Annotated in this window: 30 protein-coding genes and 8 pseudogenes; 22 read left to right on the forward strand and 16 right to left on the reverse strand. The window is 70.3% G+C overall.

The genetic code is table 11. From position 1 onward, the window contains the following. Genes narH through ACFVWD_RS36930 form a run of 4 tightly spaced genes read left to right on the forward strand, consistent with a single transcriptional unit; the run spans position 1 to position 3,744 of the window. A complete protein-coding gene (gene narH, locus ACFVWD_RS36915; protein ID WP_389602405.1) occupies positions 1-1,545 on the forward strand; it encodes a nitrate reductase subunit beta in 1,545 nt (514 codons plus the stop codon). Next, a complete protein-coding gene (narJ, locus tag ACFVWD_RS36920; protein ID WP_389602406.1) occupies positions 1,542-2,333 on the forward strand; it encodes a nitrate reductase molybdenum cofactor assembly chaperone in 792 nt (263 codons plus the stop codon). The genes narH and narJ overlap by 4 nt, the downstream gene beginning before the upstream one ends. Further along, the gene (gene narI, locus ACFVWD_RS36925) at positions 2,330-3,112 is read left to right on the forward strand and encodes a respiratory nitrate reductase subunit gamma (RefSeq protein ID WP_389602407.1); all 783 of its coding nucleotides are present in this window, start codon (positions 2,330-2,332) and stop codon (positions 3,110-3,112) included. Before narJ ends, narI begins: the two co-directional genes overlap by 4 nt. Then, positions 3,109-3,744, forward strand: a complete 636-nt coding sequence (locus ACFVWD_RS36930) for a vitamin K epoxide reductase family protein (protein ID WP_389602408.1) — start codon at positions 3,109-3,111, stop codon at positions 3,742-3,744. The genes narI and ACFVWD_RS36930 overlap by 4 nt, the downstream gene beginning before the upstream one ends. Positions 3,745-3,756: 12 nt before the next feature. On the opposite strand, the pseudogene ACFVWD_RS36935 reads toward ACFVWD_RS36930, so the two are convergent. Continuing rightward, a pseudogene (locus ACFVWD_RS36935) lies at positions 3,757-4,104 on the reverse strand (transposase); the annotation flags it as partial. Positions 4,105-4,463: 359 nt separating this feature from the next. On the opposite strand from ACFVWD_RS36935, the gene ACFVWD_RS36940 reads away from it, so the two are divergent. Together ACFVWD_RS36940 and ACFVWD_RS36945 are read left to right on the forward strand one after the other, a co-directional pair. Further along, on the forward strand, positions 4,464-5,309 hold the full coding sequence (locus ACFVWD_RS36940; RefSeq protein ID WP_389602409.1) for a class I SAM-dependent methyltransferase: 846 nt from the start codon (positions 4,464-4,466) through the stop codon (positions 5,307-5,309). Between the two features lie 14 nt (positions 5,310-5,323). After that, on the forward strand, positions 5,324-5,674 hold the full coding sequence (locus ACFVWD_RS36945) for a cupin domain-containing protein (protein WP_389602410.1): 351 nt from the start codon (positions 5,324-5,326) through the stop codon (positions 5,672-5,674). On the opposite strand, the gene ACFVWD_RS36950 is transcribed toward ACFVWD_RS36945, so the two are convergent. Next, the gene (locus tag ACFVWD_RS36950; protein WP_389602411.1) at positions 5,610-6,176 is read right to left on the reverse strand and encodes a hypothetical protein; all 567 of its coding nucleotides are present in this window, start codon (positions 6,174-6,176) and stop codon (positions 5,610-5,612) included. The genes ACFVWD_RS36945 and ACFVWD_RS36950 overlap by 65 nt on opposite strands. A gap of 126 nt (positions 6,177-6,302) precedes the next feature. After that, positions 6,303-7,292, reverse strand: a complete 990-nt coding sequence (locus ACFVWD_RS36955) for an Acg family FMN-binding oxidoreductase (protein WP_389602412.1) — start codon at positions 7,290-7,292, stop codon at positions 6,303-6,305. Between the two features lie 487 nt (positions 7,293-7,779). Here ACFVWD_RS36955 and ACFVWD_RS36960 point away from each other — a divergent pair, with 487 nt between their 5' ends. Together ACFVWD_RS36960 and ACFVWD_RS36965 are read left to right on the forward strand one after the other, a co-directional pair. Next, positions 7,780-8,706 carry a hypothetical protein gene (locus tag ACFVWD_RS36960; protein ID WP_389602413.1) on the forward strand — a complete coding sequence of 309 codons (927 nt, stop codon included), beginning with the start codon at positions 7,780-7,782 and terminating at the stop codon, positions 8,704-8,706. Positions 8,707-8,785: 79 nt separating this feature from the next. Next, positions 8,786-9,310, forward strand: coding sequence for a hypothetical protein (locus ACFVWD_RS36965; RefSeq protein ID WP_389602414.1), 525 nt, complete (start codon positions 8,786-8,788; stop codon positions 9,308-9,310). Positions 9,311-9,521: 211 nt separating this feature from the next. Here ACFVWD_RS36965 and ACFVWD_RS36970 read toward each other — a convergent pair whose 3' ends face one another. The 3 genes and pseudogenes from ACFVWD_RS36970 to ACFVWD_RS36980 all read right to left on the reverse strand — a co-directional run bounded on the left by ACFVWD_RS36970 (position 9,522) and on the right by ACFVWD_RS36980 (position 12,182). Beyond that, on the reverse strand, positions 9,522-10,052 hold the full coding sequence (locus ACFVWD_RS36970; protein ID WP_389602415.1) for a DUF1003 domain-containing protein: 531 nt from the start codon (positions 10,050-10,052) through the stop codon (positions 9,522-9,524). Between the two features lie 270 nt (positions 10,053-10,322). Continuing rightward, a pseudogene (gene gap, locus ACFVWD_RS36975) lies at positions 10,323-11,350 on the reverse strand (type I glyceraldehyde-3-phosphate dehydrogenase). A 139-nt stretch (positions 11,351-11,489) separates the two neighbouring features. Continuing rightward, positions 11,490-12,182 carry a response regulator gene (locus ACFVWD_RS36980; protein ID WP_389602416.1) on the reverse strand — a complete coding sequence of 231 codons (693 nt, stop codon included), beginning with the start codon at positions 12,180-12,182 and terminating at the stop codon, positions 11,490-11,492. 478 nt (positions 12,183-12,660) lie between these two features. Between ACFVWD_RS36980 and ACFVWD_RS36985 the strand changes: the two are divergent. The 10 genes and pseudogenes from ACFVWD_RS36985 to ACFVWD_RS37030 form a co-directional block, all read left to right on the forward strand. Further along, a pseudogene (locus ACFVWD_RS36985) lies at positions 12,661-12,960 on the forward strand (alcohol dehydrogenase catalytic domain-containing protein); the annotation flags it as partial. 28 nt (positions 12,961-12,988) lie between these two features. Further along, complete coding sequence (locus ACFVWD_RS36990) at positions 12,989-13,174, forward strand: hypothetical protein (protein WP_389602445.1); 186 nt, start codon at positions 12,989-12,991, stop codon at positions 13,172-13,174. 192 nt (positions 13,175-13,366) lie between these two features. Further along, positions 13,367-13,723, forward strand: coding sequence for a zinc ribbon domain-containing protein YjdM (locus tag ACFVWD_RS36995; RefSeq protein ID WP_329374479.1), 357 nt, complete (start codon positions 13,367-13,369; stop codon positions 13,721-13,723). 159 nt (positions 13,724-13,882) lie between these two features. Further along, positions 13,883-14,224 carry an ArsR/SmtB family transcription factor gene (locus ACFVWD_RS37000; protein WP_389602417.1) on the forward strand — a complete coding sequence of 114 codons (342 nt, stop codon included), beginning with the start codon at positions 13,883-13,885 and terminating at the stop codon, positions 14,222-14,224. Next, a complete protein-coding gene (locus ACFVWD_RS37005; protein WP_389602418.1) occupies positions 14,221-15,954 on the forward strand; it encodes a SulP family inorganic anion transporter in 1,734 nt (577 codons plus the stop codon). Before ACFVWD_RS37000 ends, ACFVWD_RS37005 begins: the two co-directional genes overlap by 4 nt. Next, positions 15,951-16,268, forward strand: a complete 318-nt coding sequence (locus ACFVWD_RS37010; RefSeq protein WP_389602419.1) for a pyridoxamine 5'-phosphate oxidase family protein — start codon at positions 15,951-15,953, stop codon at positions 16,266-16,268. Before ACFVWD_RS37005 ends, ACFVWD_RS37010 begins: the two co-directional genes overlap by 4 nt. Continuing rightward, positions 16,268-16,693, forward strand: a complete 426-nt coding sequence (locus ACFVWD_RS37015) for an ATP-binding protein (protein ID WP_389602420.1) — start codon at positions 16,268-16,270, stop codon at positions 16,691-16,693. Before ACFVWD_RS37010 ends, ACFVWD_RS37015 begins: the two co-directional genes overlap by 1 nt. Before the next feature lie 49 nt (positions 16,694-16,742). Continuing rightward, positions 16,743-17,156: an anti-sigma factor antagonist gene (locus tag ACFVWD_RS37020; protein WP_389602421.1), complete on the forward strand. Its 414-nt coding sequence runs from the start codon at positions 16,743-16,745 to the stop codon at positions 17,154-17,156. Positions 17,157-17,541: 385 nt separating this feature from the next. After that, positions 17,542-18,351, forward strand: a pseudogene (locus tag ACFVWD_RS37025) (IS982 family transposase). A gap of 162 nt (positions 18,352-18,513) precedes the next feature. After that, a complete protein-coding gene (locus ACFVWD_RS37030; RefSeq protein ID WP_389602441.1) occupies positions 18,514-18,921 on the forward strand; it encodes a GNAT family N-acetyltransferase in 408 nt (135 codons plus the stop codon). Between the two features lie 21 nt (positions 18,922-18,942). Here the strand turns inward: ACFVWD_RS37030 and ACFVWD_RS37035 are convergent. After that, a pseudogene (locus tag ACFVWD_RS37035) lies at positions 18,943-19,164 on the reverse strand (IS630 family transposase); the annotation flags it as partial. Between the two features lie 211 nt (positions 19,165-19,375). Here ACFVWD_RS37035 and ACFVWD_RS37040 point away from each other — a divergent pair. The 3 genes from ACFVWD_RS37040 to ACFVWD_RS37050 all read left to right on the forward strand — a co-directional run bounded on the left by ACFVWD_RS37040 (position 19,376) and on the right by ACFVWD_RS37050 (position 20,889). Beyond that, positions 19,376-19,726 carry an ArsR/SmtB family transcription factor gene (locus tag ACFVWD_RS37040; RefSeq protein ID WP_389602422.1) on the forward strand — a complete coding sequence of 117 codons (351 nt, stop codon included), beginning with the start codon at positions 19,376-19,378 and terminating at the stop codon, positions 19,724-19,726. Positions 19,727-20,043: 317 nt separating this feature from the next. Continuing rightward, positions 20,044-20,337 (forward strand): hypothetical protein, encoded by a 294-nt coding sequence (locus tag ACFVWD_RS37045; RefSeq protein WP_389602423.1) that lies wholly within the window; start codon positions 20,044-20,046, stop codon positions 20,335-20,337. Positions 20,338-20,622: 285 nt separating this feature from the next. Then, a complete protein-coding gene (locus ACFVWD_RS37050) occupies positions 20,623-20,889 on the forward strand; it encodes a hypothetical protein (protein WP_389602446.1) in 267 nt (88 codons plus the stop codon). Positions 20,890-20,912: 23 nt separating this feature from the next. On the opposite strand, the pseudogene ACFVWD_RS37055 reads toward ACFVWD_RS37050, so the two are convergent. The 9 genes and pseudogenes from ACFVWD_RS37055 to ACFVWD_RS37095 all read right to left on the reverse strand — a co-directional run. Continuing rightward, positions 20,913-21,212, reverse strand: a pseudogene (locus ACFVWD_RS37055) (pyridoxamine 5'-phosphate oxidase family protein); the annotation flags it as partial. Continuing rightward, complete coding sequence (locus ACFVWD_RS37060) at positions 21,209-21,709, reverse strand: DUF834 domain-containing protein (protein ID WP_389602442.1); 501 nt, start codon at positions 21,707-21,709, stop codon at positions 21,209-21,211. The gene ACFVWD_RS37060 and the pseudogene ACFVWD_RS37055, both read right to left, overlap by 4 nt. A gap of 249 nt (positions 21,710-21,958) precedes the next feature. Next, complete coding sequence (locus tag ACFVWD_RS37065) at positions 21,959-22,144, reverse strand: DUF6126 family protein (protein WP_389602424.1); 186 nt, start codon at positions 22,142-22,144, stop codon at positions 21,959-21,961. A gap of 43 nt (positions 22,145-22,187) precedes the next feature. Next, complete coding sequence (locus tag ACFVWD_RS37070; RefSeq protein WP_389602425.1) at positions 22,188-22,355, reverse strand: hypothetical protein; 168 nt, start codon at positions 22,353-22,355, stop codon at positions 22,188-22,190. Positions 22,356-22,652: 297 nt separating this feature from the next. Further along, complete coding sequence (locus ACFVWD_RS37075; RefSeq protein ID WP_389602426.1) at positions 22,653-22,991, reverse strand: ArsR/SmtB family transcription factor; 339 nt, start codon at positions 22,989-22,991, stop codon at positions 22,653-22,655. A 5-nt stretch (positions 22,992-22,996) separates the two neighbouring features. Beyond that, entirely contained in the window at positions 22,997-23,179 is a 183-nt protein-coding gene (locus ACFVWD_RS37080; RefSeq protein ID WP_389602427.1) for a hypothetical protein, read from the reverse strand. Between the two features lie 13 nt (positions 23,180-23,192). After that, positions 23,193-23,333, reverse strand: coding sequence for a hypothetical protein (locus ACFVWD_RS37085; protein WP_389602428.1), 141 nt, complete (start codon positions 23,331-23,333; stop codon positions 23,193-23,195). Positions 23,334-23,618: 285 nt separating this feature from the next. After that, a pseudogene (locus tag ACFVWD_RS37090) lies at positions 23,619-24,121 on the reverse strand (universal stress protein); the annotation flags it as partial. A 26-nt stretch (positions 24,122-24,147) separates the two neighbouring features. Beyond that, positions 24,148-25,053, reverse strand: a complete 906-nt coding sequence (locus ACFVWD_RS37095) for a universal stress protein (RefSeq protein ID WP_389602429.1) — start codon at positions 25,051-25,053, stop codon at positions 24,148-24,150. Between the two features lie 356 nt (positions 25,054-25,409). Between ACFVWD_RS37095 and ACFVWD_RS37100 the strand changes: the two are divergent. Then, positions 25,410-26,124: pseudogene (locus ACFVWD_RS37100) on the forward strand (SulP family inorganic anion transporter). The last annotated feature ends 60 nt before the right edge of the window (positions 26,125-26,184 follow it).

Below are 26,184 nucleotides of genomic sequence, written 5' to 3' on the forward strand. Positions count from 1 at the left end.
ATGCGCGTCATGGCACAGATCGCGATGGTGATGAACCTCGACAAGTGCATCGGCTGCCACACCTGCTCGGTCACCTGCAAGCAGACATGGACCAACCGCACCGGCGTCGAGTACGCCTGGTTCAACAACGTCGAGTCCAAGCCCGGCGTCGGCTACCCGCGCCGCTACGAGGACCAGGAGCATTGGAAGGGCGGCTGGATGCTCGACAAGCGCGGCCGACTCGTGCTGCGCTCCGGCGGCCGGATCAAGCGGCTCCTGTCGCTGTTCTCCAATCCCGACCTGCCGTCCATCGAGGACTACTACGAGCCGGTCACCTACGACTACGACAACCTCGTCAGCGCCCCGGCCGGACAGGACATCCCCGTCGCCCGCCCCCGCTCCGTCCTCACCGGCAAGCCCACCGCCATCACCTGGGGCGCCAACTGGGAGGACGGCCTCGGCGGCGCCCCCGAGCACGCCGACGGCGACCCCAACCTCACCGGGGAATGGGCGGAGAAGGTGAAGTTCGAGTTCGAGCAGACCTTCCTCTTCCACCTCCCCCGGCTCTGCGAGCACTGCCTCAACCCGGCCTGTGTGTCGGCCTGTCCGTCGGGCGCGATGTACAAGCGGGTCGAGGACGGCATCGTCCTGGTCGACCAGGACCGCTGCCGCGGCTGGCGGATGTGCGTCACGGCATGCCCGTACAAGAAGGTGTACGTCAACCACGCCACCGGCAAGGCCGAGAAGTGCACTTTCTGCTTCCCGCGCATCGAGGCCGGGCAGCCCACCGTCTGCTCCGAGACCTGCGTGGGCCGGCTGCGCTACCTCGGACTGCTGCTGTACGACGCCGACCGTGTCGGCGAGGCCGCGGCCACACCGGACGAGAAGGACCTGCTGGACGCCCAGCGCGGCGTGTTCCTCGACCCGCGCGACCCCGAAGTCATCGCGGCCGCACGGCAGGCCGGCATCCCCCAGGACTGGCTGGACGCCGCCCGCCGCTCCCCCGTCTATGACCTGGTCATGCGCTACAAGGTGGCGCTGCCGCTGCACCCGGAGTACCGCACGATGCCGATGGTCTGGTACGTGCCGCCGCTCTCCCCCGTCCTCGACGCCGTCGACGCCGCGGGCGGCAATCAGGACGACCCCGACCACGTCTTCGCCGCCGTCACCCGGCTGCGCATTCCGCTGGAATACCTGGCGGAGTTGTTCACCGCCGGGGACACCGATGTCGTCGCCGGGGTGCTGATGAAGCTCACCGCGCTGCGCTCGTACATGCGCGAGCGCACCCTCGGAGAGGCCGGCGACGAGGCCGTGCTGAAGGCCGTGGGCCTCACGACACGCGAGGCGGAGGACCTGCACCGGCTGCTCGCCGTCGCCAAGTACGCCGACCGGTACGTCGTCCCGGCCGCGCACAAGGAGGACGCCGCCGCGCTGACCGCGACGGAGAACCGCTGCCCGGTTGAATCGTCCGGCGACCCGGCGGATGCCGGGGGCCGACGGGTGATGCTCGGCATCCCCACCCTGCGCCGCCGTGCGCCCGAAACTCCCGCCGGAGGCTGTCCGTGAGCCCGCTGCCCGCAACGATTCCCGCCCTCGTCCGCACCCGCGTCCGGGCAGCCGTACGCCGCCCGTCCCCGATCACTCCCGAGGAGGCTGAGGCACGTACCCTGCTGCTGCGGCTGTGCTCGCTCCTGCTGCAGTACCCGGACGCCGAACTCACCACCGCCCGGCCGGTGCTGACCGCCGCCGTCGCGGCCATGCCGCCCTCGCCCGCCGCCGAGCACCTGGCCGCCTTCACCCCCTGGATCGCCGACCAGGAGCCCGAGGCACTGGAGCGGCACTATGTCGAGATGTTCGACCTGCGCCGCAAGAGCAGCCTGTACCTCACCTACTACCTGCACGGGGACACCCGCCGCCGGGGCATGGCCCTGCTCACCCTGAACCAGCGGTACCGGGCAGCGGGCTGGGACACCGACGGGGGTGAACTGCCCGACCACCTGCCGGTCGTCCTGGAGTTCGCCGCTCTGGCGGGCCCCGGTGGCGGCGAGGCACCGCTGCGCCAGCACCGCCGCGGTCTGGAGCTGATCCACCGGGCGCTGACCGACGCCGACTCCCCGTACCGGCATGTCCTGGCCGCGCTGCTCACCCTGCTGCCGCCGCCCACCGAGGCGGACCGCGCGGCGGTGGCTCAGCTCGTCGCCGAGGGCCCGCCGAACGAGGAGGTCGGTCTCGACCCCTACGGGACCTACGGGGACGGGGAGTTCGCGCCTCCGGGCACCTTCGTGCCGCCCGTGCCCGCGCCTCCGACCCGTGTGCCGCCCGCCCCGACCAGCCGTACGGAAGGCCCCCGATGAACGCCCCGCTCTTCCTCTCGGCCGCCGCGTCCGCGAGCGGCGCCGACCTCCTCCTGTGGGTCGCCATCCCCTACATCTGCCTCGCCGTGTTCGTGGTCGGGCACATCTGGCGCTACCGCCAAGACCAGTTCGGCTGGACTTCCCGCACCAGCCAGCTGCTGGAGCACCGCTGGCTGCGCTGGGGCAGCCCGCTGTTCCATCTCGGCGCCTTCATGGTGATCGCTGGGCACGTCGTGGGACTCGCCATTCCCGACTCCTGGACCGAGGCCGCCGGTATCAGCGAGCACGCCTACCACACCACGGCCGTCTGGGCCGGTTCGGTCGCGGGCGTCGCCATGGTCACCGGGCTGGGGATGCTGTGCGCCCGCCGACTGCTGACCCGCCAAATCCGCCTCGGCACCGACCGCAGCGACAAGCTCCTCTTCCCGCTGCTGTCCGCCACAGTCCTGCTCGGGATCACGGCCACGGCCGCCCACAACGTGTTCGGTCCCGGCTACGACTACCGTGCCACCGTCTCCGTCTGGTTCCGCGGCCTGTTCATCCTCCAGCCGCAGCCGGAGGCCATCGCCGGCGCACCGCTGCTGTTCCAGCTGCACGCCCTGACCGCCTGCCTGCTCTTCGCGGCCTGGCCGTTCACCCGGCTGGTGCACGTTTGGAGCGCCCCGGTCGGATACCTTGCCCGGCCCTATCTGGTCTACCGCAGGCGGGCCACACCGGCAGCGGCCCCCACGGCCGCGGGCCGCCCCCGGTCGGCATCCGGCTCCCGCCGAGCCGCATGAGTCACGGACCCGCGCTCGCGCCGGACGCCACAACCGGCCGACGCCCGCACCCCGTCGGCGCAAGCCGCCGAACCGGATGGGTGATGCTCCTGGCCGGAGCCGTGGGCTGGCTGGCCTCCTTCCAGCTCACGGTGGACGACTGGCGGCTGCTCCGCGACCCCGCATACCAACCGCCGTGCAATATCAGCCCCATCGTGAGCTGCGGCAGCGTCATGTCCAGCCCGCAGGGCGGCCTGCTCGGCTTCCCCAACATGCTGCTCGGACTGGGTGCGTTCGCCGCCGTGACCGCCCTGGGTCTCGCCGTCCTCACGGGCGCCCGCCTGCACCGGCGACTGTGGCTCGCGCTGGACGCCGGGGCGCTCGCGGGAGTGGCGTTCGTTCACTGGCTGATCGGGCAGTCGCTCTACGAGCTCAACAGGATCTGCCCCTACTGCGCCGTCGTCTGGGTCGTCACCATCGCTCTGTTCTGGCACCTGACCCTGCACTGCCTGGAACGGGGAATCGTCCCCGCGCCCCGGGGTGTGCTGGAGGTCGCGCGGGACACCCACTGGATGCTCCTCGGAGCCTGGTACGGGGTGATCATGCTGCTCGTCCTCACCCGTTTCTGGCCGTACTGGAGCAGTCTGCTGTAGCCGATCACCGCACTCGACCACGTAGCGGAAGATGCCCAGGCCGCTGCCGTGTTCCTGCCATCGTTCGGCGATGACCGGGCGGATGCCGCGGGCCCGGAGCAGGCGGCGGTACTTGTCGTGGTCGTAGCCACGGTCTGCGAGGAGCGCGTCGGGTCGGTGTCTGGGCCGGCCGACGGCGCCCGCCGCGGCCGGAACCTTGTCCAGCAGGGGCAGCAACTGCGTGACGTCGTTGCGGTTTCCGCCGGTCAGGGACACCGCGAGCAGGATGCCCTGGCCGTCGGTGAGGATGTGGTGCTTGCTGCCCGGTCGTGCGCGCTCGACCGGGCTGGGGCCGCTTTGGGGCCGCGCCGAGCGGCCCGGACGATGGCCGCTGCCAAGGGCTACCCGGTCACTTTCACCATGCCGGAGAGCATGAGCACCGAACGGCGTGCCCTGCTACGCGCCTACGGCGCGGAGCTGATCCTCACCGCGGGTCTCGCCATAGCCTTCCTCCGCCAGCGCCGGTGCGGCATGTGCGACGACCGGCGATCTCGTCATCCCGTGGCGAGTTTCTCCCCACCACGACCGGCGGGAGAAATGGTTTACGGCTCCTTAAAGCCGCCTGCCGTGACGGGCCCACTGGGCCCTTCAATCAGGACGTTCGGCCCCCGCGCCCCACCACCACTCCAAGTTAGGTTCGCCTAAGGAATATCGGTGCAGGCAGAAAGCGAGGCACCAGCATGGCATCGACGAACCATTCGGCCCTGCGGAAGAACATCCCCATTCCCGGCGACGGACTGGACGCCGCCCGTATGCCCGGCCACTGGCTGCTGGCCCGCCTGGGCAAGCGGGTGCTGCGCCCCGGCGGTGTCGAACTGACCCGGTGGATGCTGGACGCCCTGGGCGTGGATCCGGAGGACCGGGTGGTGGAGCTGGCCGCCGGCCTCGGGGCCACCGCCCGGCTGACCCTCGCCCGCCACCCCGCCGCCTACACCGCCGTCGACCGCGACGCCACCGCCGTGGCCGCGCTCAGCGCCCTTGCCACCCCCGGCCCGACCCAGGTGCGCGCCGTACGGTCGGACGCCGCGGACACCGGTTTGCCGGACGGCGACGCCACCGTCGTGTACGGCGAGGCGATGCTGACGATGCAGCCCCGCCCCGGCAAGCGGCGCATCGTACGGGAAGCACGCCGCCTGCTCGACGACTCCACCGGCCGGTACGCCATTCATGAACTGTGCCTGCTGCCCGACGACCTCGACCCGGCCCTCGCCGACCGGATCACCGCGGACCTGCAAGACGCCATCCACGTCGGAGCCCGCCCCCTGACGCCCACCGACTGGAGTGGGCTCCTCGCCGACGAGGGCTTCACCGTCACCGCCCGCAAGACAGCGCCGATGGCGCTGCTCGAACCACGCCGGCTCGTCGGCGACGAAGGGCTGGTCCCAGTCCTGCGCATCGCCGGACGGGTGCTGCGCGACCCGGCCGCACTGCGCCGTGTGATGCACATGCGCCGCGTCTTCCAACGCCACCGCGCCCATCTGGGCGCGATCAGTCTGCTTGCCGTCCCCACCCGGCCCCAGCCCTGAGGAGGTACCCCCAGATGACCGCCACCGTGATCACCGACCTGGCCGCCGAACTGACCGTGCCCGAGGACGGCACCCTCAGCCGCGTCCTGTACCGCGACGACCGCCTGCGCGTGGTCGGATTCGCCTTCGCCGCCGGCCAGGAGCTGACCGAGCACACCTCCGCTCTGCCCGTGGTCATCCAGGTCGTCCAGGGCCGCTTGGACCTCGTCCTGGGCGAGGAGAAGACCGAGGCAACACCCGGGACTTGGATCCACCTGCCCGCACGGCTGCCGCACACCGTGCGCGCCACCGAGCCCACCGTCATGCTGCTGACCATGCTGCCCGCCTCGGAGCCGTCCGGATCGAGGGTGCCTTCCGCAGGATGACCGACGCCCGGTCGTACGTCCCGCCCTGATCAGCGCGCCAGCGCCGCCGCCACCATGGGCGGCAGCACGTCGCACAAGTCGGTGACCTGGACATGGCCGGCGTGGCGCTCGGTGAACTGCGCATGAAGCGGCCGGGCTCGGGTCCGACGACGAACAACTCGGCGCGACGGCCCGTGCGGTCAGCGGCAAGCATGACCAGGTCCTTGAACGTCTGCCGCTTGCGCATGGCGTCCGCGCCGCGCCACCGCGCAAGTTTGAACTCCGCCACACGCCGGTCCGTCTCCAGGTCGAACGGCCGGTGCGGGTCGTTGCCGGCGGCCAGCGAAGGACGTACGGCGATCTCCTCGCCGTCCTCCAGGAGATGCGGCAACGCCAGCACGATCCCGGCCGCGTGGATGAGGTCGTTCAGCCGGCCCTGTGAGACGACGACCGTGTACGGGGAACGGCCCGTAGTCCCGCCGACCGGCGTACGCGCCGCGGCACGCGCGCGTGGTTCACGCATGAACGCACGCGCGCGTGGTTGTATCCCCGCCACACCGCCAATGATCACGGATCGTCGGTTCCGTCAGGACTGCATCCGCACTCCGGAGCGTCTCGCTCCCGCCCGGCAAACCGCCACGGCGCCTGATCATGCGATCTCCAGGACATCCCATACGGGGCGGCGGGGCGTGGCCGGGCCTCGCGGACCGTAGCCCAGCCGCAGCACCATTTGCACCTGGCCGGTGCCCAGTCCCGGGTCGCGGGCAAGCAGGCGCAGCTCTCGGTCCTCCAGGGCGTGGGAGGTCAGAGAGGTGGCCAGGTCGGCCAGGGTGGCCTCCAGCAGGACTCGTTCGAGTGCCTGCCCGGCCCGCAGCCAGTCGGCGGGGCCGTCGCTGAAGGTGCTGAGCAGGGCCAAGTGCGGGGTGTGCTCAAAGGTGGTGGTGCCGCGGTCGGCTACCGGCCGGCGCCCGGTGAAGTCCCGTACGGGAGCCTTGCCGTCGCGTTTGCGCGGCCCGAAGGCGTATTCGGGGACGCCGTCGACGGCGGTGTCCGCCTCGGGACCGAGCCGGGTCCAGCGCACCAGGTCCTCATTGGCCTCTGTGCCCATGATGTCGCGGCTTTCGGCGTCACGGACGAGGTCGAGTACGGTCTCGGCATGCCACAGGCCGGGGAAGAGCAGCTCGGCCCCTTCCCGCGTGGCAGCATCCTGCAAGGTGGCCCGCACGTCTTCGGGTACGTCCTTCTCGGCGAAGGGGTAGCGGCTGGTGTGCCGCTCCCGGATCACCGGGTGCAGCCGGGCCAGGTCGTCGTCCCGGAAGCGCCCCGTGGGGTCGGCCAGGTGCACGGCGGCGAGCAGCAGCCCATCCTGCGGTTCGGGCAGCAGTCGTGTCTCGGGGACGAGGTCTGCGTGCGCGGCGGCGACACGCAGGTTGAACAGCGCGGCTCCGCAGCCGATGTGCAACGCCCGGTTGTCGGGATCCGAGTGGGGCATGGCCCGCTCCAGGTCGGCATACAGCAACGCGAGACGCTCGCCGCTCAGGAAGCGGAAGCGCCACGGCTGCGCGTTGTGCATGGACGGGGCCGCCGTGGCCTCGGCCACCAGCTTCGCCACCGTCTTCTCATCGAGTCGCGATGCCATGGCATCCTCCTCACCTGCTCCCGATGCGACAGGGTCCCAGCCGTCGGGTACCCAGTCGAGCGGATTGCCGTACGTGTCGGCGCCGCGACAAGCCGCTTACACCTCCGCTCGCCGGGCGGCCCGGGATTCCGCCGCACGTCGCGGTTGCGCCCTACCTCCAGACACCACGACAGAACGCGCCCCGCAAGGACCCCATCGTCCCCCGTCAGGGGCCGGTCGGCCCTCTTGCACGCGGTCCTTCGGAGTGATCATCGAGTCAGGCGCGGGCGTCGGGATCGGCATCCGCGAGGGGCCCCCATCCCCACCGGAACGGCGCCCGCGCCAGACCTCGGCCCCGGTTCGAAGTTCCGTGGCCGTGCGTGATCCCCCTTCCATCCCGAAACTCCGGGGACGGACGTGCGGTGGGGGTGACCCTCTTGCGGGGACCTTCGGCTCCTGCTCCACGGCCTGTCGCCTTCCTACTGTGGGTGTGAGAAAGGGGTGTGTGATGGCCGAACTGCCCGTCCTGGACAGCACCTCCGAGGCGCCGCCCCGTGCGGCCGGAGCGCTGACTCGTGGCCGACTGCTCGCCGGTGGTCTGCTTGCCCTGGCAGCCTTGCTCATGGTCAACACGCTGCTCGGTCCCGTCGGGTCCGCCGTGATCGATTACCCGATCCCTGACGACGGGGCGCTCATGAGTCAACTCCTGGCGCTGGACGTCTTCGCCATCGCGGTCGTTGCTCCCCTCACCGTGTGCGCCGCCGTCCTCGTGCTGCGCCGGCACCCACTGGGCGGCATGCTGGCCCTCGCACCAGCCGTATACGCGGCGTACATGGCTCCGCAGTACGTCCTGGGACCGCAGTACCTGCGCTACGACGGCAACAGCGCGGCGTTCTTCCCGCTGCACCTCGCCCTGTTCGTACTCGGCTGGACGACGGCCGTGCTCGCCTGGCAGTCGATGGACCCGGCGGCCTGGGTGCCGCCCGGCAGCCGACGGGAGCGGATCGTCGGCGGCATGCTGATCCCACTCCTCACTGTCGCGACTTTCGCGCGCTATATACCAGCTCTCCTCGACACTGCCGGATCGCACCCCTCGGCCGCGGACTACCAAGAGGGCCCCGGCTACTTCTGGACAATCGCGCTGCTCGACCTCGGCGTGGGCTTGCCCGCCGCCATCGCCGCAGCAGTTGGTGTGCGTCGCGGAGCCGCGTGGGCCCGGAAGACAGCTCTGGCGTTGTCGGGATGGCTGGCGCTGGTCGGCCCGGCCGTCGGAGCCATGGCGGTCACTGCCTGTCTGCGGCACCTCCCCGACGCCTCCGTCGGGCAGGCTGCGGCGATGTCGGTGCTCGGCCTGCTCTTCACGGCATTGGCGCTCAACCTGTTCGCCACGCTACGACCGCCCCTTCCACGGCCGGTGAACGTGACAGCACCATGATCCGAAACACGAACGCCCTGCTCCCGGACGCAGTGACAGCTGCCGCCTGGTCCGTCACCGTGCGCCCGAGGCTGCTGCGATGGGTGCCACCGACGAGGTACTGCGCATGACCTACCCGGGCGCCGAGATCGTCCCCGATGGAAAGCACGGCGCAACGATGGCGGTGACCATCGACGCACCCGTGGCCCAGGTCTGGCCCTGGCTGGTGCAGATGGGCCGCGACCGCGTCGGCTGGTACAGCTGGGACCGCCTCGACAACGCTGGACGCCCCAGCGCCGACCGCATCCACCCGGAGTGCCAGGGCATCGCGCTCGGCATTCACCTCGCCTCGACGCCGAGCGGCAGTACCTGCTTCGAGGTCGCGGCCCTGGAGCCGCAGCGCTTCCTGGGGCTGAGGGCCTCGCTGGACCTGCGGGGGCGTTCCTTCGCCCCCGCTACGGACAGGCCCCGGTACTACAGCGAGTCGCTGTGGGGATTCCTGCTCAGCGAGCCCGCACCCGACCGTACCCGCCTCGTCGTCAGCGGATACGCAGCGGCACGCCCGGCAGTTCCGCCGCCTGAAGCAGCGGGCGAGGACGAACGCGCCGCCGTGGCACGGCGCTGAGAGAGCAGTGCCGTATGCCCCGTCAGCCGACGCCGTGCGCGCGGCGGTAGCGGTCGACTCCCGCACCACCTCCGAAACCCATTCCGCGGCTGTGCACCGCCTGACGGACGTCGACGCGGTGGCAGGAGACTGTGGGCGGGGAACGCCAGCCGTGTCCGCCCCGCCGAATAGTCACGCCGGATCGTCTGTCCACGCCGCTGGGGCGAGGGGATCAGAGGTCTTGCGGGTCAACTGGTGCCCCGTGCCGTGTACCGTCGATGCCCGCTCTGCTCTGCACGATGATCTCCTGGACGTGCCGCTCGATCTGCTGCGGGTCCAGGCCCAGCGCCTTTCCTATGTGGACCGACCACACCTCGGAGCGCAGGTTGGTCTCGAAGTCCAGATCTGCCCGTACGTTCTCTCGTGCCGCCTGACGGTTCTGGCTGACCATGACGAACGTGGACAGGAAGATGGCCTCCAGGCTGACGATCATGGTGAGCAGCCCGAAGGGATACGGATCGAAGATCCCCGCCTTCCCGAGCAGGCCCTCGTTCAGCGCGATCCATATCGCGAACCAGACGGCGTGAAGATAGACGAACCCCATCGTCCCCGCGAACGAGGTGATCGCATCGGCGACCCGGTCCTGCGAGCTACGCATCCGGGCGAACTGGACCCGCTCGTGGGGAAGGCGGACGATGGGTTGCCCGGGGGGCTGCCCGTCCGGGTGCGAGGGGCCGCTGTGGTTGTCGAATTCCGACTTCATTCCGTCCATCCTGCTCGACCGGCGCCGGCCGCCTGCGGCCAGGTCGTGCTCTGGCACAGGGAAGGCGATCTCCGGGGCGGCCGGCGCGGGGGTGGATCCCGGGGTTGTCTTTGTTTGTCGGTTGCCGGAACCCCGCTTATGCCGTGCAGGACGTCCGAACACGCCGCTGGGCGTCCGAGTGTGACGACGCGGCGGTAAGGCCGCCGATCCGGATACCGGACTCGGTCGGCGGCCGCCCCGCCGCGTCTCGGTCTTCTTCTGTCAGATCTGTCAGATCCGAGGGAGGCGTGCGGCGACGTACTCGGTGAGGTCGAGCAGTCGGTTGGTGTAGCCCCACTCGTTGTCGTACCAGCCGAAGACCTTGACCAGTTCGCCGTGCGCCTGGGTCAGCGGGGCGTCCAGGACACACGAGGCAGGGTCACCGACAACGTCGCGGGAGACGATCGGGGCGTCGGACACTCGCAGGACGCCCTTCAGCGGACCGTCCGCGGCCTCCCGGAACGCCGCGTTGACCTCGTCGGCGGTCACGGGCCGCTCCAGGATCACGCTCAGGTCGGTCAGCGAGCCGTCCTCGACGGGGACCCGGACGGCGGTACCGTCCAGCGTGCCGGCCAGCTCCGGCAGGACCGGGCCGACGGCCCGCGCGGCGCCGGTGGACATGGGGATGATGTTCACGGCGGCGCTGCGGCCGCGGCGCAAGTCTTTGTGCGGGCCGTCGAGGACGACTTGGTCATTGGTGTAGCCGTGGATGGTGGTCATCAGGCCCTTGACGAGGCCGAAGTGCTCGTCAAGCACCTTCACCATGGGCGCCACGCAGTTCGTGGTGCACGAGGCGTTGGAGACCACGTGATCGCTCTCCGGGTGTACGTGCCTTCGTTGACACCCATCACGACGGTGGCGTCCACGCCCTGGCCCGGCACCGACAGCAGCACCTTGCGGGCACTGGCCTTCAGGTGCAGGCCGGCCTGCTCACGGGTGCGGAAGCGGCCGGTCGACTCGGTCACGACGTCCACGCCGAGATCGCCCCAGGGCAGGGCGGCCGGGTCCCGCCCGGCGGTCACGACGATGCGGCGGCCGTCGACCGTGAGGGAGGTGTCGTCGTGCTCGACGGTGCGGTGCAGTCGGCCATACGTCGAGTCATACTCCAGCAGATGCGCCAGGGCCGCCGGGGAAGTGATGTCGTTGACCGCTACAACCTAGACCGGCGTTCCGGCTGCCGTCTCCGCACGCTGCAGCACGCACCGCAGGTAGTTGCGCCCGATGCGGCCGAAGCCGTTGATGCCCACACGCACGTTCATGTCCGTCATCCTCCCGATGCGTGCCACCCGTGTCCGGGATGCGCTGCCAGCCTGGTGGCCGGGGCGGGTATCCAGCTTGGGCCGCAAGGGGGTCAGGTGAGGGACGTTCGGCCCAGCGGGCTTCGTGTGTGGGGCAGGCTCAGTGCCCTTCCTGCTTGAGCCGGCCCTGAGCCTGCGTGGCGATGACCGCGGCCTGGATGCGCCGCTCCACACCGAGCTTGGCCAGCAGCCGGGATATGTGGTTCTTCACCGTCTTCTCCGCGAGGAAGAGGCGCTGGCCGATCTGGCGGTTGGTCAGGCCCTCGCCGATCAGGGCCAGAATCTCCCGCTCTCGGTCCGTCAGGCCCGGCAAGGCGTCTGGCACCGGCTCCGGCTCTTGGCCCTGGCGCAGGCGGGCCATCAGCTTGGCGGTGGCGCTGGGGTCGAGCAGGGACTGGCCGGCGGCAACCGTGCGCACGGCCGACACCAGGTCCGAGCCCTGGATCTGCTTCAGCACATAGCCCGAGGCACCGGCCATGATCGAGTCGAGCAGCGCCTCCTCGTCGTCGAACGAGGTCAGCATCAGACACGCCAGCTCCGGCAGGTGCGAACGCAGCTCCCGGCATACGGTCACGCCGTCGCCGTCGGGCAGGCGGACGTCGAGCACCGCCACCTGCGGACGTAGCGCGGGGACCCGCACGAGGGCCTGCTCCACGGTGCCCGCCTCGCCGACCACGGTGATGTCCGGCTCGTCGCTCAGCAGGTCGTGCACCCCGCGCCGTACCACCTCGTGGTCGTCCAGCAGGAAGACCCGGATCGGGTTGTCGGGTCCGGGTCGCTCGCCGTCCGCCATCGGATGCTCCTCGTTCTGCGCCGTCTGATGCCTGCACCGGAATGCGCCCACTGGGCGGACCGGTCCTTGCCTAGCGAAGATCTTGCGCGATCCAGGACCAAAGGGCCAGGGCCGGTTGGCCCTACTGCCGTGGCGGCGCTGTCCTTCCCACGGCGTACCCGGTCGGGTCGCGTACCCGGTGTCGACCGCTGTTGGACGAGGACCTGGTCGATGTCCTGAACGTGGCCGGTGAGAGCTTCAGGCCCCAGCGGACGGCGGCCTGGACAGCGCCGACCCGACGGTCGTATGCGCCTGGCGGCGGGTCGGCCCAGCGGGCCGGGACGCAGTCGGAAGCGGAGTGGGACCGCGACGAGGGGCAGGTTTCCGCGCGATTCAGGGCCGAGCGACGCCGCCCGCAAGGCCGTTCAGTACCTGCCGTCGGACCGGGGCTCGTTCAACGCTGGAAACGCATCGCATCGACAGTTCTGAGGAGCATCTGATGAAGGCAGCAGTCGTCCGGTCCTTCGGCCAGCCGCTGGTGATCGAGGAGCGGCCCGATCCGGAGCCCGGCGCCAGCCAGGTCCGCATCCGCCTCGAGGCGTCCGGACTGTGCCACACCGACATCCACGCCGCGCACGGCGACTGGCCGGTCAAGCCGACCCCGCCGTTCGTCCCCGGCCACGAGGGCGTCGGCATCGTCGAGGCTCTCGGGGAGGGGGTGGCCCACTTGGAGGTCGGGCAGCGGGTGGCTGTGCCCTGGCTGGGCTGGGCCTGCGGGCGGTGCGAGCACTGCCCGAGCCGCGCTTGGTCGCGTAGCGGGCGTCTCGGTGCTGCATGTCATCGCCGTCTGCCAGATCCGCGACGGCGGATGCGGACAGGAGTACTACCTGCGCAAGATTGCCGAGGGCAAGACACCAGCGGAGTCTCGCCGGGCCCTCAAACGCCGTCTGTCCAACGTGGTCTACCGGATCATGAAACGGGATCTGCGGGACCACCTCACTCAGGCCGCTTGACACACAGAGGCGCTATTAGGAAGGGGTGCCGTAGACGAGCGGCGAGCCAAATGACATCGGGGAAGGAGCTGGCGACCGGATGCGGGCCTATTCGGTGTGGAGCGCGTGGCCGTTCACGCCGTACTCACAGCGGCCACTCGTGGCCCTTCTCCTCCCGTCGGGACGGAGGCCGAGGCCGGATACGCTGGCGGGGTGATCGAGAATCTTCCTCCCTGTCCGAAGTGCTCGTGTGAGTACACCTACGAGATGAACGCCCTGGTGGTGTGCCCGGAGTGCGGCCATGAATGGGTGCCCGCGGAGGGTGGCACGGATTCCGGCGCCCCCGCGGAGCGGGTCGTCAAGGATGCCGTCGGCAATGTGCTGCAGGACGGCGACTCCGTGGTCGTGGTGAAGGCGCTCAAGGTCAAGGGCAGCCCTTCGGGGATCAAGGCCGGCACGAAGGTGCGCAGCATCCGACTGGTCGACGGAGTCGACGGACACGACATCGACTGCAAGATCGACGGTTTCGGGGCGATGCAGCTGAAGTCGAGCGTGGTCAAGAAGGGCTGACCAGCCCGCCCCAGCCGTCGGGGCGGCCCGGCAGCAGCCTGATGCTTAATTGCAAAATTTCGCAATTGGTTAGATGCTTTCATGACTATGCCTGCAGGTAGCCGCGGGCACATCCTTCACTTGCCCCGGGTGGGGCGCTGTCGGGGAGGTCGAGGAGTCGTGTCCGTTCCGCTGTACCAGGCCAAGGCCGAGTTCTTCCGGATGCTGGGGCATCCCGTACGGATACGGGTGCTGGAACTGCTGCAGGACGGGCCGATGCCGGTACGTGAGCTGCTCGCCGAGATCGAAGTGGAGCCCGCCAGCCTGTCGCAGCAGCTGGCGGTGTTGCGCCGCTCGGGCATCGTCACCTCCAGGCGCGAAGGCTCGACGGTGGTCTACGCACTGGCCAGCGGGGATGTCGCCGACCTGATGGGGACCGCGCGCCGGATCCTGACCGAGATGCTGGCAGGGAAGAACGAGCTGCTGGCAGAGCTGCGGGAAGCCCCGGTCGCCGCGCGATGAGACTCTCGTTCGGCCGGGTCGGGGCCCGGCTCACCGCGCTGCTGCCGGGCCGTACGGATCTGGCGGAGATACGCCGCGACCCGCGCCGCGACCTGCTGGCCGGCCTCACGGTGGCGATCGTCGCGCTGCCGCTCGCACTCGGATTCGGCGTCTCCTCCGGGCTGGGCGCGGAGGCGGGACTGGCGACCGCGGTCATCGCCGGCGCGATGGCCGCGGTCTTCGGCGGATCGAATCTGCAGGTGTCCGGGCCAACCGGTGCCATGACGGTCGTGCTGGTGCCGATCGTCGCCGAGCACGGACCGTCCGGGGTGCTCACCGTCGGGCTGCTGGCGGGCGTCATGCTCATCGCGCTCGCCCTGCTCCGGGCCGGGAAGTACATGCAATACGTGCCCGCGCCCGTCGTGGAGGGCTTCACGCTCGGCATCGCCTGCGTGATCGGACTGCAGCAGATCCCGAATGCCCTCGGGGTGCCCAAGCCGGAGGGCGACCGCGTCCTCGTGGTGACCTGGCGCGCCCTGGAGGCGTTCACGAAGAACCCGAACTGGACCGCCGTCGCCTTCGCCCTGGCAGTCGCCGCCGTCATGCTCGTCGGCGCCCGCTGGCGGCCCACGATCCCCTTCTCCATCCTCGCGGTGATCGCGGCCACCGCCGTCGCCCAGGTAGCTGGCCTGGGCGCGGCGAAGCCGATCGGTGACCTGCCGTCCGGCCTGCCCGCGCCTTCCCTGTCGTTCCTGGACCCTGGTGTGCTCGGCTCGCTGCTCGCTCCGGCGGTCGCGGTGGCGGCGCTGGCCGCTCTGGAGTCGCTGCTGTCGGCTTCGGTCGCCGATGGCATGACGGTCGGCCAGAAGCACGACCCGGACCGCGAGCTGTTCGGCCAAGGTCTGGCCAACATCGCCGCCCCGCTGTTCGGTGGCGTGCCCGCGACCGGTGCGATCGCCCGTACCGCGGTCAACGTCCGTACCGGGGCGGGGTCCCGGCTGGCGGCCCTCACCCACGCCGCGATCCTCGCGGCGATCGTCTTCGCTGCCGCACCCCTCGTCTCCAGGATCCCGCTCGCCGCGCTCGCGGGCGTGCTGCTAGCCACCGCGATCCGCATGGTCGAGGTCGGCTCGCTCAGGGCGATGGCGAAGGCCACCCGGTCCGACGCGCTGATACTGGTGCTGACCACTGTGGCCACGCTCGTGCTCGACCTCGTGTACGCCGTGATCCTCGGCCTGGTGGTCGCGGGCGCGCTCGCCCTGCGCGCGGTGGCCAAGCAGGCCCGCCTGGATCAGGTGCCTCTGGACCGTGGGGACCACAGCGCGGAGGAGCACGCGCTGCTCGCCGAGCACATCGTGGCGTACCGCATCGACGGGCCGCTGTTCTTCGCCGGCGCCCACCGCTTCCTGCTGGAACTAGCCGAGGTCGCCGACGTACGCGTCGTCATCCTGCGCATGTCCCGGGTCACCACCATCGACGCCACCGGCGCCCTCGTCCTCAAGGACGCGGTCGAGAAACTCCACCGGCGCGGTACCGCCGTCATGAGCTCCGGGATACGCCCCGGCCAACGCCAGGTCCTGGACTCGGTCGGCGCGCTGGAGCTGCTGCGCCTGGAGGGACGCGAGTACGCCACCACGCCCGAGGCGATCCAGGGCGCCCGCACCTACCTGGAGTGCGTCGGCGTCATGCGACCTCTCACCGGCCAGAGGACATGGCCCACCAGCGAGGAAACAGAGGAAACCGTCGGATGAGCACTCCCCCCGCAGCCCTGCGCATGGTCGAGGTCTCCGGTGCCAAGGTCGTGTGGCTGCTGGAGGGCAGTGCGCTGGGACGGCTGGTGTACACGCAGCGTGATCTGACCGTCATCCGGCCCGGCCGGCACACCTGGGAGTACGGCCGCCTGATGGTAGGTACGCCCGCCCCGGTCGACGTGATCACCGATCCTGACGAGGACGCCCACTACCAGCGCACCCTCACCGGCTGGACCCACGGCCTGCACGACACCCTGCTGCGCCTCAACCCCAAGACCGTGAGCGGATTCCGCCTCTCCCCCGCGGAGGCGTGATGAGCACCCCGCTCGAAGCCCTGCCCTACCGGCATGTGCTGACGCTGCCCGCGATGCCGTCCGCGGTCCGGACGGCCCGGGAGACCGCCGAGCAGGCCCTGGTCGAGTGGGGCGTAAGCCCTCGCCATCCCACCGTCGGCCCGGCCCTGCTGATCCTCAGCGAGCTGGTCACCAACAGCGTCCGCCACGCCGCGGAGCTCTCTCCGCAAATGACCGTCATCTACGCGGCGGGGCAGGACTGTCTGGCTTTCGCGGTCCATGACCGCCACCCCTACCAGCCGCCGCTGTACGGCGCGGTCACCGGCACCGGAACGGGTGGCCTGGCCACCGTCATGGAGCTCACCCTCGGCCTGGGCGGCACCGCGGTTGTCCGGAGCGACGCCGACGGCAAGGGCAAGAGCATCTGGATCACCCTCCCTCTCTGAGCCTCCTCCTCTAAACCGACAGGCCGACCGCGCAAGGAAGTTGACGACCATGACCCTCGAGTGGCGCTACACCGCCGAACAGGACCTCGGCATCCTGTCCGTCGCCGGATACCTGGGCCCGGGCGCTGTCCGTCGCTTCACCGGTGCCGTCGGCTGGGTGGTGGGACGCGGAACAGGTCCGGTCATCGTCGACCTGACCGAACTGCGCGGCTGGTCGGCCGAAGGGCAGCTGGCGATCACCCAGGCCGCGCGCCGTCTCACCGAAGCGGGCCGCAGCCTGGAACTGGCCGCGATCCCCGCCGACGGGTCCCTCGTCCCCGACGGGGATGGCCCGCCCATCCCCGTGCACGCCGACCTGGCCGGCGCGCTCGTGGCGCACAGCACACGGCACGGCGAGCCGCCGCAGAGTCGCCAAGAGTGGCGGCCGACGGGGTGGCCGACCGGAGACCAGCCGCGGGCCTGACCCTGCCGGGCTCAGCCGGGGGCGAAGGCGCCATCCCCGTCCCGGACGGGCACGATGGCTCAGATGTCCTCTTCCGTGGCGATGGCCACGTCCTGGACGTAGCCCCTCGTTACCGGCTCCCCGCCCGGGGACACCGGCGGCGACCGCGCGGGTGAGGTCGGCGGTGCCCTCGTAGGCCGCTCTCGCGGCGGCTGCCTCGGCGGACAGCGGTCCCGCGCCCTGGGCGTGCAGGTGGGAGATGAGGCCACCAGCGCCGAGCAGGTCCTCCAGCGCGCAGCGCAGGCTCCCGTCCGGCCATCGCTCGCCCGCAGCGATCAAGGCTATTAGATGATCAATTCCAAGGGGTGCCTACGGAGACGGGAACGAGGGTGTCCAAGATCGTTTTGTGACGAACAACCTGGCCACCCTCGCGACAGCTTTTTATGCGACGACCTGCTGAAGGAGCATCCGGACCTGGCGCCGTGGCGGCCGGCCATGGGGATCGCGCCGCAGCTCACCGACGCCGAACTGGCCACCCTCGCAATGATGCAGGCGATGCTCGGTTTCACCTCCGAGGCCAGGTTGCTCCGACATGCCCGGGCCCACCTGCGACATCTGTTCCCGTACCTGCCGCAGCAGCCCGACTACAACAAGCGGCTGCGCAAGGCCGCTCACCTGCTCCGCCGGGTCACCCGGGTCCTGACCACCAGCACCATGGATCGTGGACTCCACGCCCGTGGAATGCGGCCGCTCGCGGGAGACCGTCAAACGGTCCGACCTGGCAGGTTGGGCTCAGTACGGCTATTGCGCCAGCCACAACCGCTTCTTCTGGGGCCTACGGCTGCACCTGGTGTGCACCGCCTTCGCCGTGACCGGCGCCAAGGCCGGCGAGCGCGAGACCCTGCTGGACCTCCTCGCGGCCGAACCGCACCTTCGAACACGAACTTGCCCAGCAGGGCATCCAGTTGTTGCGGCCAACCCGCAAGGGCGAACGGCAGCGACCCGGCGGTCCCTGTTCAAGCCGTTGCGGCAGATCATCGAGTCCGTCCACGAGACCTTCAAGGGACAGCTCGACCTCGAACAGCACCCCGGGCGCACACCCCGCGGAGTCATCGCCCGCGTCATGCAGCGAATACTCGCGCTGACCGCAGTGATCTGGCACAACGATCACACCGGACAAGCCACGCTCCGCTCGCCCACCTCATATGATCACTGACCCCTTGGAATTGATCATCTAGTGATCTGACCGCATGGGTACGCCGGGAGGACAGCGCTCTCGAAATCCGGATGCGTCAAGATCACTCATCTGCAATAGTCGCGCGCCGTGAACAGTACTGAGCTTGTGTTTCGGCGTGCGGATGACTCTGATGCGGCCGACATTGCCGACGTGTGGCTGCGTTCCTTCACCGCTGCGCTGCCGACCGTGCGCCGCGCGCACGGCGACGACGAGGTGCGGAGCTGGTTTTCCTCCGTGGTCGTGCCGCAGTGCGAGACCTGGGTAGCCGTCGCCGAGGGCTCCGTGATCGGACTCCTGGTACTCGATGGAGAGGAACTCGAACAGCTCTACCTCGATCCGTCCTGGCGCGGCCGGGGTGTAGGCGGCCGGTTCATGGACTTGGCCAAGCAGCAGCGCCCCGATGGACTGGGACTGTGGACGTTCCAGGTCAACGGACCAGCCCAACGGTTCTACGAGCGGCACGGCTTCATCGCAGTCGAGCACACCGACGGACTGCGTAACGAGGAACATGAGCCGGACGTCCGCTACACCTGGCAGCCTCAAGAGTAGGACCCCCGCAGAGAAGATCGGTCACGCGGCCGTCGGCAGGGGGCGTCCGCCCCAGCGGATGCCCTTCTCGCTGCGGATGCGAGCGCGCTCGCGGCGTTCGGCGGCCAAGACGTCACGGTGGCGGACGTTGGCGTTGCGCCAGCGCAGGCAGGCGTGCAGGGCACGGGTTTGCACCGGGTGGTTCGAGTTGGCGATGGTGAACTGCCGCAGCGGCCCGAAGTGGGCCTCGATCGGGTTGGCCCAAAAGTCGGGGTGAAGAACAGCTCGACCCGGATCTTAGCAATTGTTAAGGTCATCACCGCCAATTTCGGGCGGCTCGGCTCTCGTGCGCGGATTCGGCTGGGCCGCTGCCGCACGCGAGGATGGGCCACATGTGTTTGACGAGTGGGTCGATGCGATGCGCCGAGGACGGTCCGGTGCGGCCGTGCTGCTGTACCAGGGAGGCGACGACACGATGAGTACGCCCCTGTACCAACTGAAGGCCGAGTTCTTCAAGACGCTCGGCCACCCGGCGCGCATCCGGGTCCTGGAGCTGCTGAGCGAGCGCGAGCACGCGGTCGCGGAGATGCTGCCCATGGTGGGGATCGAGTCGGCCCACCTGTCGCAGCAGCTCGCGGTGCTGCGCCAGGCGAACCTGGTGGTGACCCGCAAGGAGGGCTCGACCGTGTACTACTCGCTGACGAGCCCGCATATCGCCGAGCTGCTCAGGGTCGCCCGCACCATCCTGTCCGGCGTGCTCGCCGGGCAGGCCGAATTGCTCGCCGATCTGCAGGCCACCCAGACCCAGGCGAAACCGCCGTCGTAACAACGGCGCACAATCGGAGGCTGCCTCCCGGGAGTCGACAGCGCTCTGTGGCGCGGGAGGCTGCCGCTTTACCCCCGAGTGACGTAACTCCGGTCGCAGGTGGCCTGTCAGGCACCTGCGGACAAGTCCTCACCGCGCCAGGGAGGCTTCATGGGCCTGCTGCGCAAGATCCGGTACACCGGGCGGGTGGCAGAGCCCGCTCCGCCGCGCCCGGAGGGCGGCCTGCCGCAGGCGCGGGAGTTCGGCGGCTCGTTGCAGGTGAGGACGCCCGTTCCTGCAACGGCTGCGAGATCGAGATCGCGGCGGCCTTCAACCCGGTGTACGACGCGGAACGGTACGGCGCCCGGCTGGTGGCCTCACCCCGGCATGCGGACGTGGCGCTGGTGACCGGGCCGGTGACGCAGAACATGGCCGAGCCGCTGCGCCGCACGGTCGCCGCGATGCCCGAGCCGCGACTGGTGATGGCGGTCGGCGACTGCGCGATCAACTGCGGGGAGTTCGCGGGCGGCTACGGCGTCGAGGCCGCCGTCTCCGCGTCGTGCCGGTGGATCTTCAAGTGCCCGGGTGTCCGGCGGAGCCTGGCGAGATCGTCGCGGCGCTGCGGAGAGTGACCGGACGGCGGGCCTGATTCCGGCCGCCCTAGTGACGCCCATCGCGGTGGGCGTGGTGGGTGCGCCGACCGGGCTGGTCCTGCCGCACCGGGTGCGCGGCGTAGTGGTGGGTGTGCTGACGGCGGATGTGGGGGTGGCCGGTGGTACGGCGGGTGTGGCCGCACTGGGCGGAAGCCGCTGGCCGGCCGAGATCCCCGGGCTGCTCGCGCTGGCCGGGACACATCTGGCGGTGGACGCGCTGTCCGGACTGTTCATGGCGGTGGCCGGGGCCGTAATGGCGGCGGTGTGGCGGTCTACAGCGTCGGCTACGTGGCCGGCCACGGCGCGCACGGCCTCGGCTCGCGGGGCGCGCAGACAGTGCTCCCGCTGTTCGCGCTGACCCTGCTGCTGGTGCCCGCGGCGGCCTCGGTCTCGACGTTCCTGCTCCTGTGGGAGCTGATGGCGCTCACCTCGCTGCTCCTCGTCCTGGCCGAGCACCGCGCCCGGCCCGCCGTACGGGAGGCCGCGGTCAAGTGCGCGGTGATGACCCAGGGCGTGAGCACCGTCAGGTAGCGGGCGAGGTCAGTGGGGTCCGATACGGGGCTGGCAGGGCTCGTGACGACCACACTCCAACCGGTCCGGGTGCGCGGGTCGAAGGCGTCGGCCTCGTAGGCCACCACCTCCGACAGCGCAGCACGGCCCAGCAACGCGGCCCCGCTGTGCGTATGGATGACGACGTCGCCGTTCGCCTCCACGAGATGGTTGACCGGGCGGATCGCGGGCAGCGCCTGGTGAGAGAACACCACCTGTCCCAGCGGCGCCTCCGCCAGTAACTTCATCGCCTCGTCCCGGCCCAGCCCGACCATGCGAACCCGCGGCGCCGTACCAGCCGTCATGACGACTCCTTCCCGAGCCCCGGCACACGCTCGGCACCGTCCGGCCACAACACCTCGACGCCGATGCCGTGGCTGCGCGCGTAGGCCACCAAATGAGCGGTGGCGTCATGGCCATTGGGCGCGGTGCCGTCCCAGATCGCCACCACCCGGGCACACTCACGCAACAGCCGTTCGTCCGCGCGGATGCAGGCATCCCGGTCCGCCGGGTCGTATTCCAGCAGCCGCACCTGCTGCGACAGCAGCAGCAACTCCCCGGCCGCCAGCCAATCCCGCTCCCGCAGCAGCGCGGGCACCCGGTTCAGTGTGGGCACCACGGCCACCAGCGCCAGCCCAGCCTTCTTCGCGGCCCGCCCGAACGCCACCGGCAGCCCCTGCCCGACCCGGACCAGGCCCGTCCGGCCGGCCTCGGCACACTGGGCCAGCCGCGCGCGAAGCTCCTCCTCCAGCAGCGCCAGGGTCCAGGGCGCAAGATCCGCGTGCCCCACAACAGCGATCAACCTCCGCAGTCCCTTCTCCCCATCCACGCCGGTCACGGCCACTAGCCAACCGAAGAGGTCTTCAGCTGTGGTTCAGGGCAGTGCGCTGGGTGGGAGGCAGGGGTGGCCGCGTGAGAGAAGAACGGCCGCCCGCCAGCTCCTTTGATGCACAGCTTCACTGCTGCACCGGTGTTCCCATAGGGTCGACCGGTCCCAAGGCGAGGCCGGTCGGCCCTGGTCCGTGGGGACCGCGGCCTCTCTGCTTCCTGGTTACTTGTGCGCGTGCTCGCCCAGGTAGAAGAGCAGCCACACGAACCCGGCGAACAGATGGGTGCCGAAGATGTAGAAGCCCGCCCGGATCGCGACACCTCGCTCGATCTGCCACTCCCTGTCCTTGGCCTTCCGCTCCCGCCGCTTGCTTTTCGGCCGCTCGGTCGCCTCAGCTCCATCACTCACAGTGTCGTCTCCCTGCTTCCCGCGATCTCCACGTTGATACGGTCTACGACGGCATGCGGAACCGGACGAGGACCACCTTGCCGCCATGGTCGGCGGCCGGTTCCGCGCTGACGTCGCCGTCGTACTCGGCGGCCAGCTCGGCCACCAGCTGCAGCCCCGCCCCCGTCGCGCCCGGTTCGAGTTCGAAGATGCGGCTCGGCGTCGGCGACACTGACGACCAGCCGCCCCGCCCCGACCGTCATGCCCACGTCCGCGACCAGGGACCGTGGCGCATGCCGCAGTACGTTCACGATCAGCTCACTGACCACCAGCACCACCGCGTCGGCGAACGCGGAGCTCGGCGCGACGCCGACCTCGCCGAAGCGCCCGGTCACCGCCTCACGGGCCTGCCGCACCGCATCCGGCCCGACCGGTACCGAGACGAAGTGGCGTCGCACCTGCGCCGGCACATGCGCTACCGCTGCTGCGGGCAGGCTTCGGCGCCACGGCCGGAACGAGCGTCCGCCCATCACCGCGCCGACTCCGCGACACGCAGCTCGTCCAGCAGCTCCCGTCGGCCCGCCGCCAGTACGGACAGGATCCGGCGCGCCGCGGCCAGCAGCTCGGCCACGTCCCCGCCCGCCAGCTCGTACATCACGGTGGAGCCGGTACGGGTGGCGGTGACGATCCCGGAGCGGCGCAGCACCGCCAGCTGCTGCGAGAGGTTCGACGGCTCGACCTCGATCGCCGTCAGCAGGTCACGCACCGGCTTCGGCCCGTCCTGCAGCAGCTCCAGCACCCTTATCCGCACCGGATGCCCAAGCATCCGGAAGAACTCCGCCTTCGCCTCGTACAGCGGCACCTGCATGCCCATCACTCCTCGTCTGCCCCTGCGGCCTCAACGTCGAGCCCGAGCCCGCAGGCCAGCCGCACCGCGTCGTCCAGCTCGTCCTGAGCCACCGCCACGGCGTACACGTCCTCGGCCGCCACGGCATCCGCCAGCTCGGCACGGGCCGCCCGCACCCGCGCCAACAGCGCCTCGGTGACTGTGTCCACCTCGACCTCCACATCATGCAACTAACCAATTGAAGAACTCTTCAATTGTAGATGCCGCGAAGAACGAAAATCCTGCCGTCCCGCCCGGCTGGTAGCCGAGCCTGAGCGTGTTGAAGGGCGGGGTGAGCAGGCGCAAAACCGTGCCCAGCGACATGTCCGCCGAGCGGTGGGCGCTGCGTAGAAGGCGGCGCACCCCTGGGTATGCGGCGGCCAGGGTCGTCCGAGGCGGTTCTCTCCGTGTGGAAGCGACCGGACCGAAGAGCCCGATCTTGGACCAGGCCGCTTTCCTGCGGTCATTCGAGCGGGAATTTCGCGAGCACCTCGCGGAGCAGGGGCCAGGAGAGATCGGAGTATGAGGTGAACTTCCCCTTGGTGCGGTTGGTCTCGTGGATGTACTCAAATACCTCGCGGGTGAGGTCGGCCCCTACTCCTTCACGTCCTCGCCGACGCCCATGACGATGCGACCGTGGACCGGGGGCGTCGCCTGGTTGTCGTGGCTGCCGCGCAGCACGATCACCGGGCAGTCAGCGTGGACGGCGACGGCCAGGCCGACGGAGCCGAGCAACAGCTCAGCGACGCCGCTGCGGCCGCGGGTGCCCACGACCAGCGCGGAGGCGTTTCGCCTCGCGCACCGCGGCGTACTCCGGCTCCTCGAACGCCACGTCGGCGGCTCACCTTCAGGTCGGGGTGCCGGGCGCGTGCCCGCTGAGCGGCGGCCCCGGCGGCGTCCTGAGCCAACGGCAACGCGGTCGGTTTGCCGATGTCCCGGGCGAGTGCGGCACCCTCATACCGCTCCCACAGACAGGCGTACACCACCCGCAGGGGCACCCCGCGCAGCACGGCCTCGTCGGCCGCCCAGTCGACGGCACGCAGGCTCGGCTCGGAACCGTCCACGCCCACGACCAAGGACTCGCCGAAGGCTCGTTCGACCGCTGCGTTTATGATCTCCCCTCCTTCAGAGAGTGCATTCAGTCGTGCGCGACGACGGCTTCGGGGGAGGTGGCGTGGTGCAGCACTGCGTGCGTGACCGGGCCGATATGGGCACCGATCGGGCTGCGACGCTTCCGGCGACCGACGACGACCAGCGATGCCTCGCGGGAGGCGTCGACGACGTGGTTGGCGGGGCTGCCAGAGCGGGACTCCTCGACGACCTCGACGTCCGGGTACTTCTGCCGCCAGGGGCGCAGCACCTCGGCCAGTGCGGCGGCCTCCTGTCGGCCCAGTTCGGCGTTGAGCTCGGGGTCGGCGGGCAGGCCGTAGGCGAAGTAAGGCGGAAGGTTCCAGCCGTGTACGACCCGCAGCGCGGTGTCGCGGCAGGTGGCCTCCTCGAAGGCGAAAGCGATCACCGCTTCGTCGGGGTGGTCGGTGTCGAGGCCGAGCACGACGGGCCCGTACGCGGTGGCTGCGGACGGGATACCGACGGGGTCCTTCTCGTGCTCGTCAGCGGCCTGCTCGCCGGCCCGCACGAGGACGACGGGGGTCTCCGTCTGCGCGATCACGGACATGCCCACGGACCCGCCGAGGAATCCCCCGATTCCGCTCAGCCCGCGCGAGCCGAGGACCAGCAGCTCAGCGTGGATCGCCGCCTCGACCAACGCATCCGTCGGCCTCCCGGCAATCTGCTCCATGTCGACGTGCACGCCGGGGTGGCGCAGGCGGAGTCCCTCGGCCGTCTCGCGCGGAATCCGCTCGCTCCAGTGCTGCTGCGTCTCGGCGCCCAGGAGCGGGGCCTGCGCCATGGGCTCCGGGACGGGTTCCCAGACGTGCACCAGCCGCAGCGGCAGGCCGCGCAGCTTCGCCTCGCGGGCCGCCCACTCGGCAGCGGCGCGGCTCTCGGGCGAGCCGTCAAGGCACACGGTGACGTTGCGGGACATGTTGTCCACCTCCTGGTCGGGGTTCTGACTCCAGGGTGGCGAAGTGGAGAGACGCGGTGCGGAGCCCGCAGGTCCCCGGTCTGGGACCTATAGGCCCCACTGGCCGAGGTGTCCCCGCCATCGCAGTGCCCGCGGCAGAGCGGTACGTGCGAGCAAAGCGAGGCCGATGGCGAGCGGACCGAGGAACACCAACCCGATCCGCCGATAGTCGTGCGCCCGGAGCTGAACCTCCTCCGAGAACACCTACAGAAGCCAGGGTCCGGTCTACAGGAACAGCGGCACCCGCAGGCCGTTCAGCATCTCGCGGCCGATCAGGGTCCCGGAGGATCATGAGGTCCTTCGGGACAAGGAGGATCATGTCCCGGAGCTCGGTCGGCCGTGCTCCAAGGTGGCGCCGCCTGGCGCCCCGGCTCGGTGCGCTGTTCGGCTATCGGCGCTCGTGGCTGCGGGGCGACATCCTGGCCGGGGTTACGGTGGCCGCGTACCTCGTGCCCCAGGTGATGGCGTACGCGGGCGTGGCCGGCCGGCCGCCGGTCGCAGGACTGTGGGCGATCCTGCCGGCGCTCGCCCTGTACGCCCTGCTGGGCTCCACCTGCCTGCTCTCCGTCGGCCCGGAGTCGACGACCGCGCTGATGACGGCGACGGTGGTCGGGCCGCTCGGCGCCGGAGATCCGGCCCATTGCGCATGACGACGTCGACGACTACCCGCAGGCCCGCTCCATCCCCGGCCTGCTCGTCTACCGCTACGACTCCCCTCTCTTCTTCGCCAACGCCGAGAACTTCCACCGCCGGGCCCTGGCCGCCGTCGACGAACAGAGCGAACCGGTCCGTTGGTTCGTCCTCAACACCGAGGCCAATGTGGAGGTCGACATCACCGCCTTGGCTGCGGTCGACGAACTCCGCCACAAGCTCGCCGGCCGCAGCATCGTCTGCGCTCTCGCCCGCGTGAAGCAGGACCTGCTGGACGACCTGACGGCGTACGGGTTGGCGCACACAGTCGACAGCGAGCGGATCTTCCCGACCCTGCCGACGGCCGTGGCCGCATACAGGAAGTGGTGCCGCGATCAGTAGGCCGCCCGGAGATCCGTCCTCGACAGCGCAACGTTTGCGGGGTGCCTGGCGAGGTGGTTG

The organism is Streptomyces sp. NPDC058086, assembly GCF_042885015.1.
Classification (GTDB): Bacteria; Actinomycetota; Actinomycetes; order Streptomycetales; family Streptomycetaceae; genus Streptomyces.

Coding starts and splice junctions, on each gene's coding strand:
- ACFVWD_RS37075 (WP_389602426.1), bottom strand. CDS start 22,991: ATGCAGGTGCCGCTGTACGAGGCGAAGGCGGAGTTCTTCCGGATGCTT.
- ACFVWD_RS36970 (WP_389602415.1), bottom strand. CDS start 10,052: ATGAAGTCGGAATTCGACAACCACAGCGGCCCCTCGCACCCGGACGGG.
- ACFVWD_RS37085 (WP_389602428.1), bottom strand. CDS start 23,333: ATGTCGCTGGGCACGGTTTTGCGCCTGCTCACCCCGCCCTTCAACACG.
- ACFVWD_RS36955 (WP_389602412.1), bottom strand. CDS start 7,292: ATGGCATCGCGACTCGATGAGAAGACGGTGGCGAAGCTGGTGGCCGAG.
- ACFVWD_RS36965 (WP_389602414.1), top strand. CDS start 8,786: ATGGGTGCCACCGACGAGGTACTGCGCATGACCTACCCGGGCGCCGAG.
- narI (WP_389602407.1), top strand. CDS start 2,330: ATGAACGCCCCGCTCTTCCTCTCGGCCGCCGCGTCCGCGAGCGGCGCC.
- ACFVWD_RS37005 (WP_389602418.1), top strand. CDS start 14,221: ATGAGACTCTCGTTCGGCCGGGTCGGGGCCCGGCTCACCGCGCTGCTG.
- ACFVWD_RS36940 (WP_389602409.1), top strand. CDS start 4,464: ATGGCATCGACGAACCATTCGGCCCTGCGGAAGAACATCCCCATTCCC.
- narH (WP_389602405.1), top strand. CDS start 1: ATGCGCGTCATGGCACAGATCGCGATGGTGATGAACCTCGACAAGTGC.
- ACFVWD_RS36930 (WP_389602408.1), top strand. CDS start 3,109: ATGAGTCACGGACCCGCGCTCGCGCCGGACGCCACAACCGGCCGACGC.
- ACFVWD_RS36960 (WP_389602413.1), top strand. CDS start 7,780: ATGGCCGAACTGCCCGTCCTGGACAGCACCTCCGAGGCGCCGCCCCGT.
- ACFVWD_RS37040 (WP_389602422.1), top strand. CDS start 19,376: ATGAGTACGCCCCTGTACCAACTGAAGGCCGAGTTCTTCAAGACGCTC.
- ACFVWD_RS37095 (WP_389602429.1), bottom strand. CDS start 25,053: ATGTCCCGCAACGTCACCGTGTGCCTTGACGGCTCGCCCGAGAGCCGC.
- ACFVWD_RS36950 (WP_389602411.1), bottom strand. CDS start 6,176: ATGCGTGAACCACGCGCGCGTGCCGCGGCGCGTACGCCGGTCGGCGGG.
- ACFVWD_RS37010 (WP_389602419.1), top strand. CDS start 15,951: ATGAGCACTCCCCCCGCAGCCCTGCGCATGGTCGAGGTCTCCGGTGCC.
- ACFVWD_RS36945 (WP_389602410.1), top strand. CDS start 5,324: ATGACCGCCACCGTGATCACCGACCTGGCCGCCGAACTGACCGTGCCC.
- ACFVWD_RS37015 (WP_389602420.1), top strand. CDS start 16,268: ATGAGCACCCCGCTCGAAGCCCTGCCCTACCGGCATGTGCTGACGCTG.
- ACFVWD_RS37020 (WP_389602421.1), top strand. CDS start 16,743: ATGACCCTCGAGTGGCGCTACACCGCCGAACAGGACCTCGGCATCCTG.
- ACFVWD_RS36980 (WP_389602416.1), bottom strand. CDS start 12,182: ATGGCGGACGGCGAGCGACCCGGACCCGACAACCCGATCCGGGTCTTC.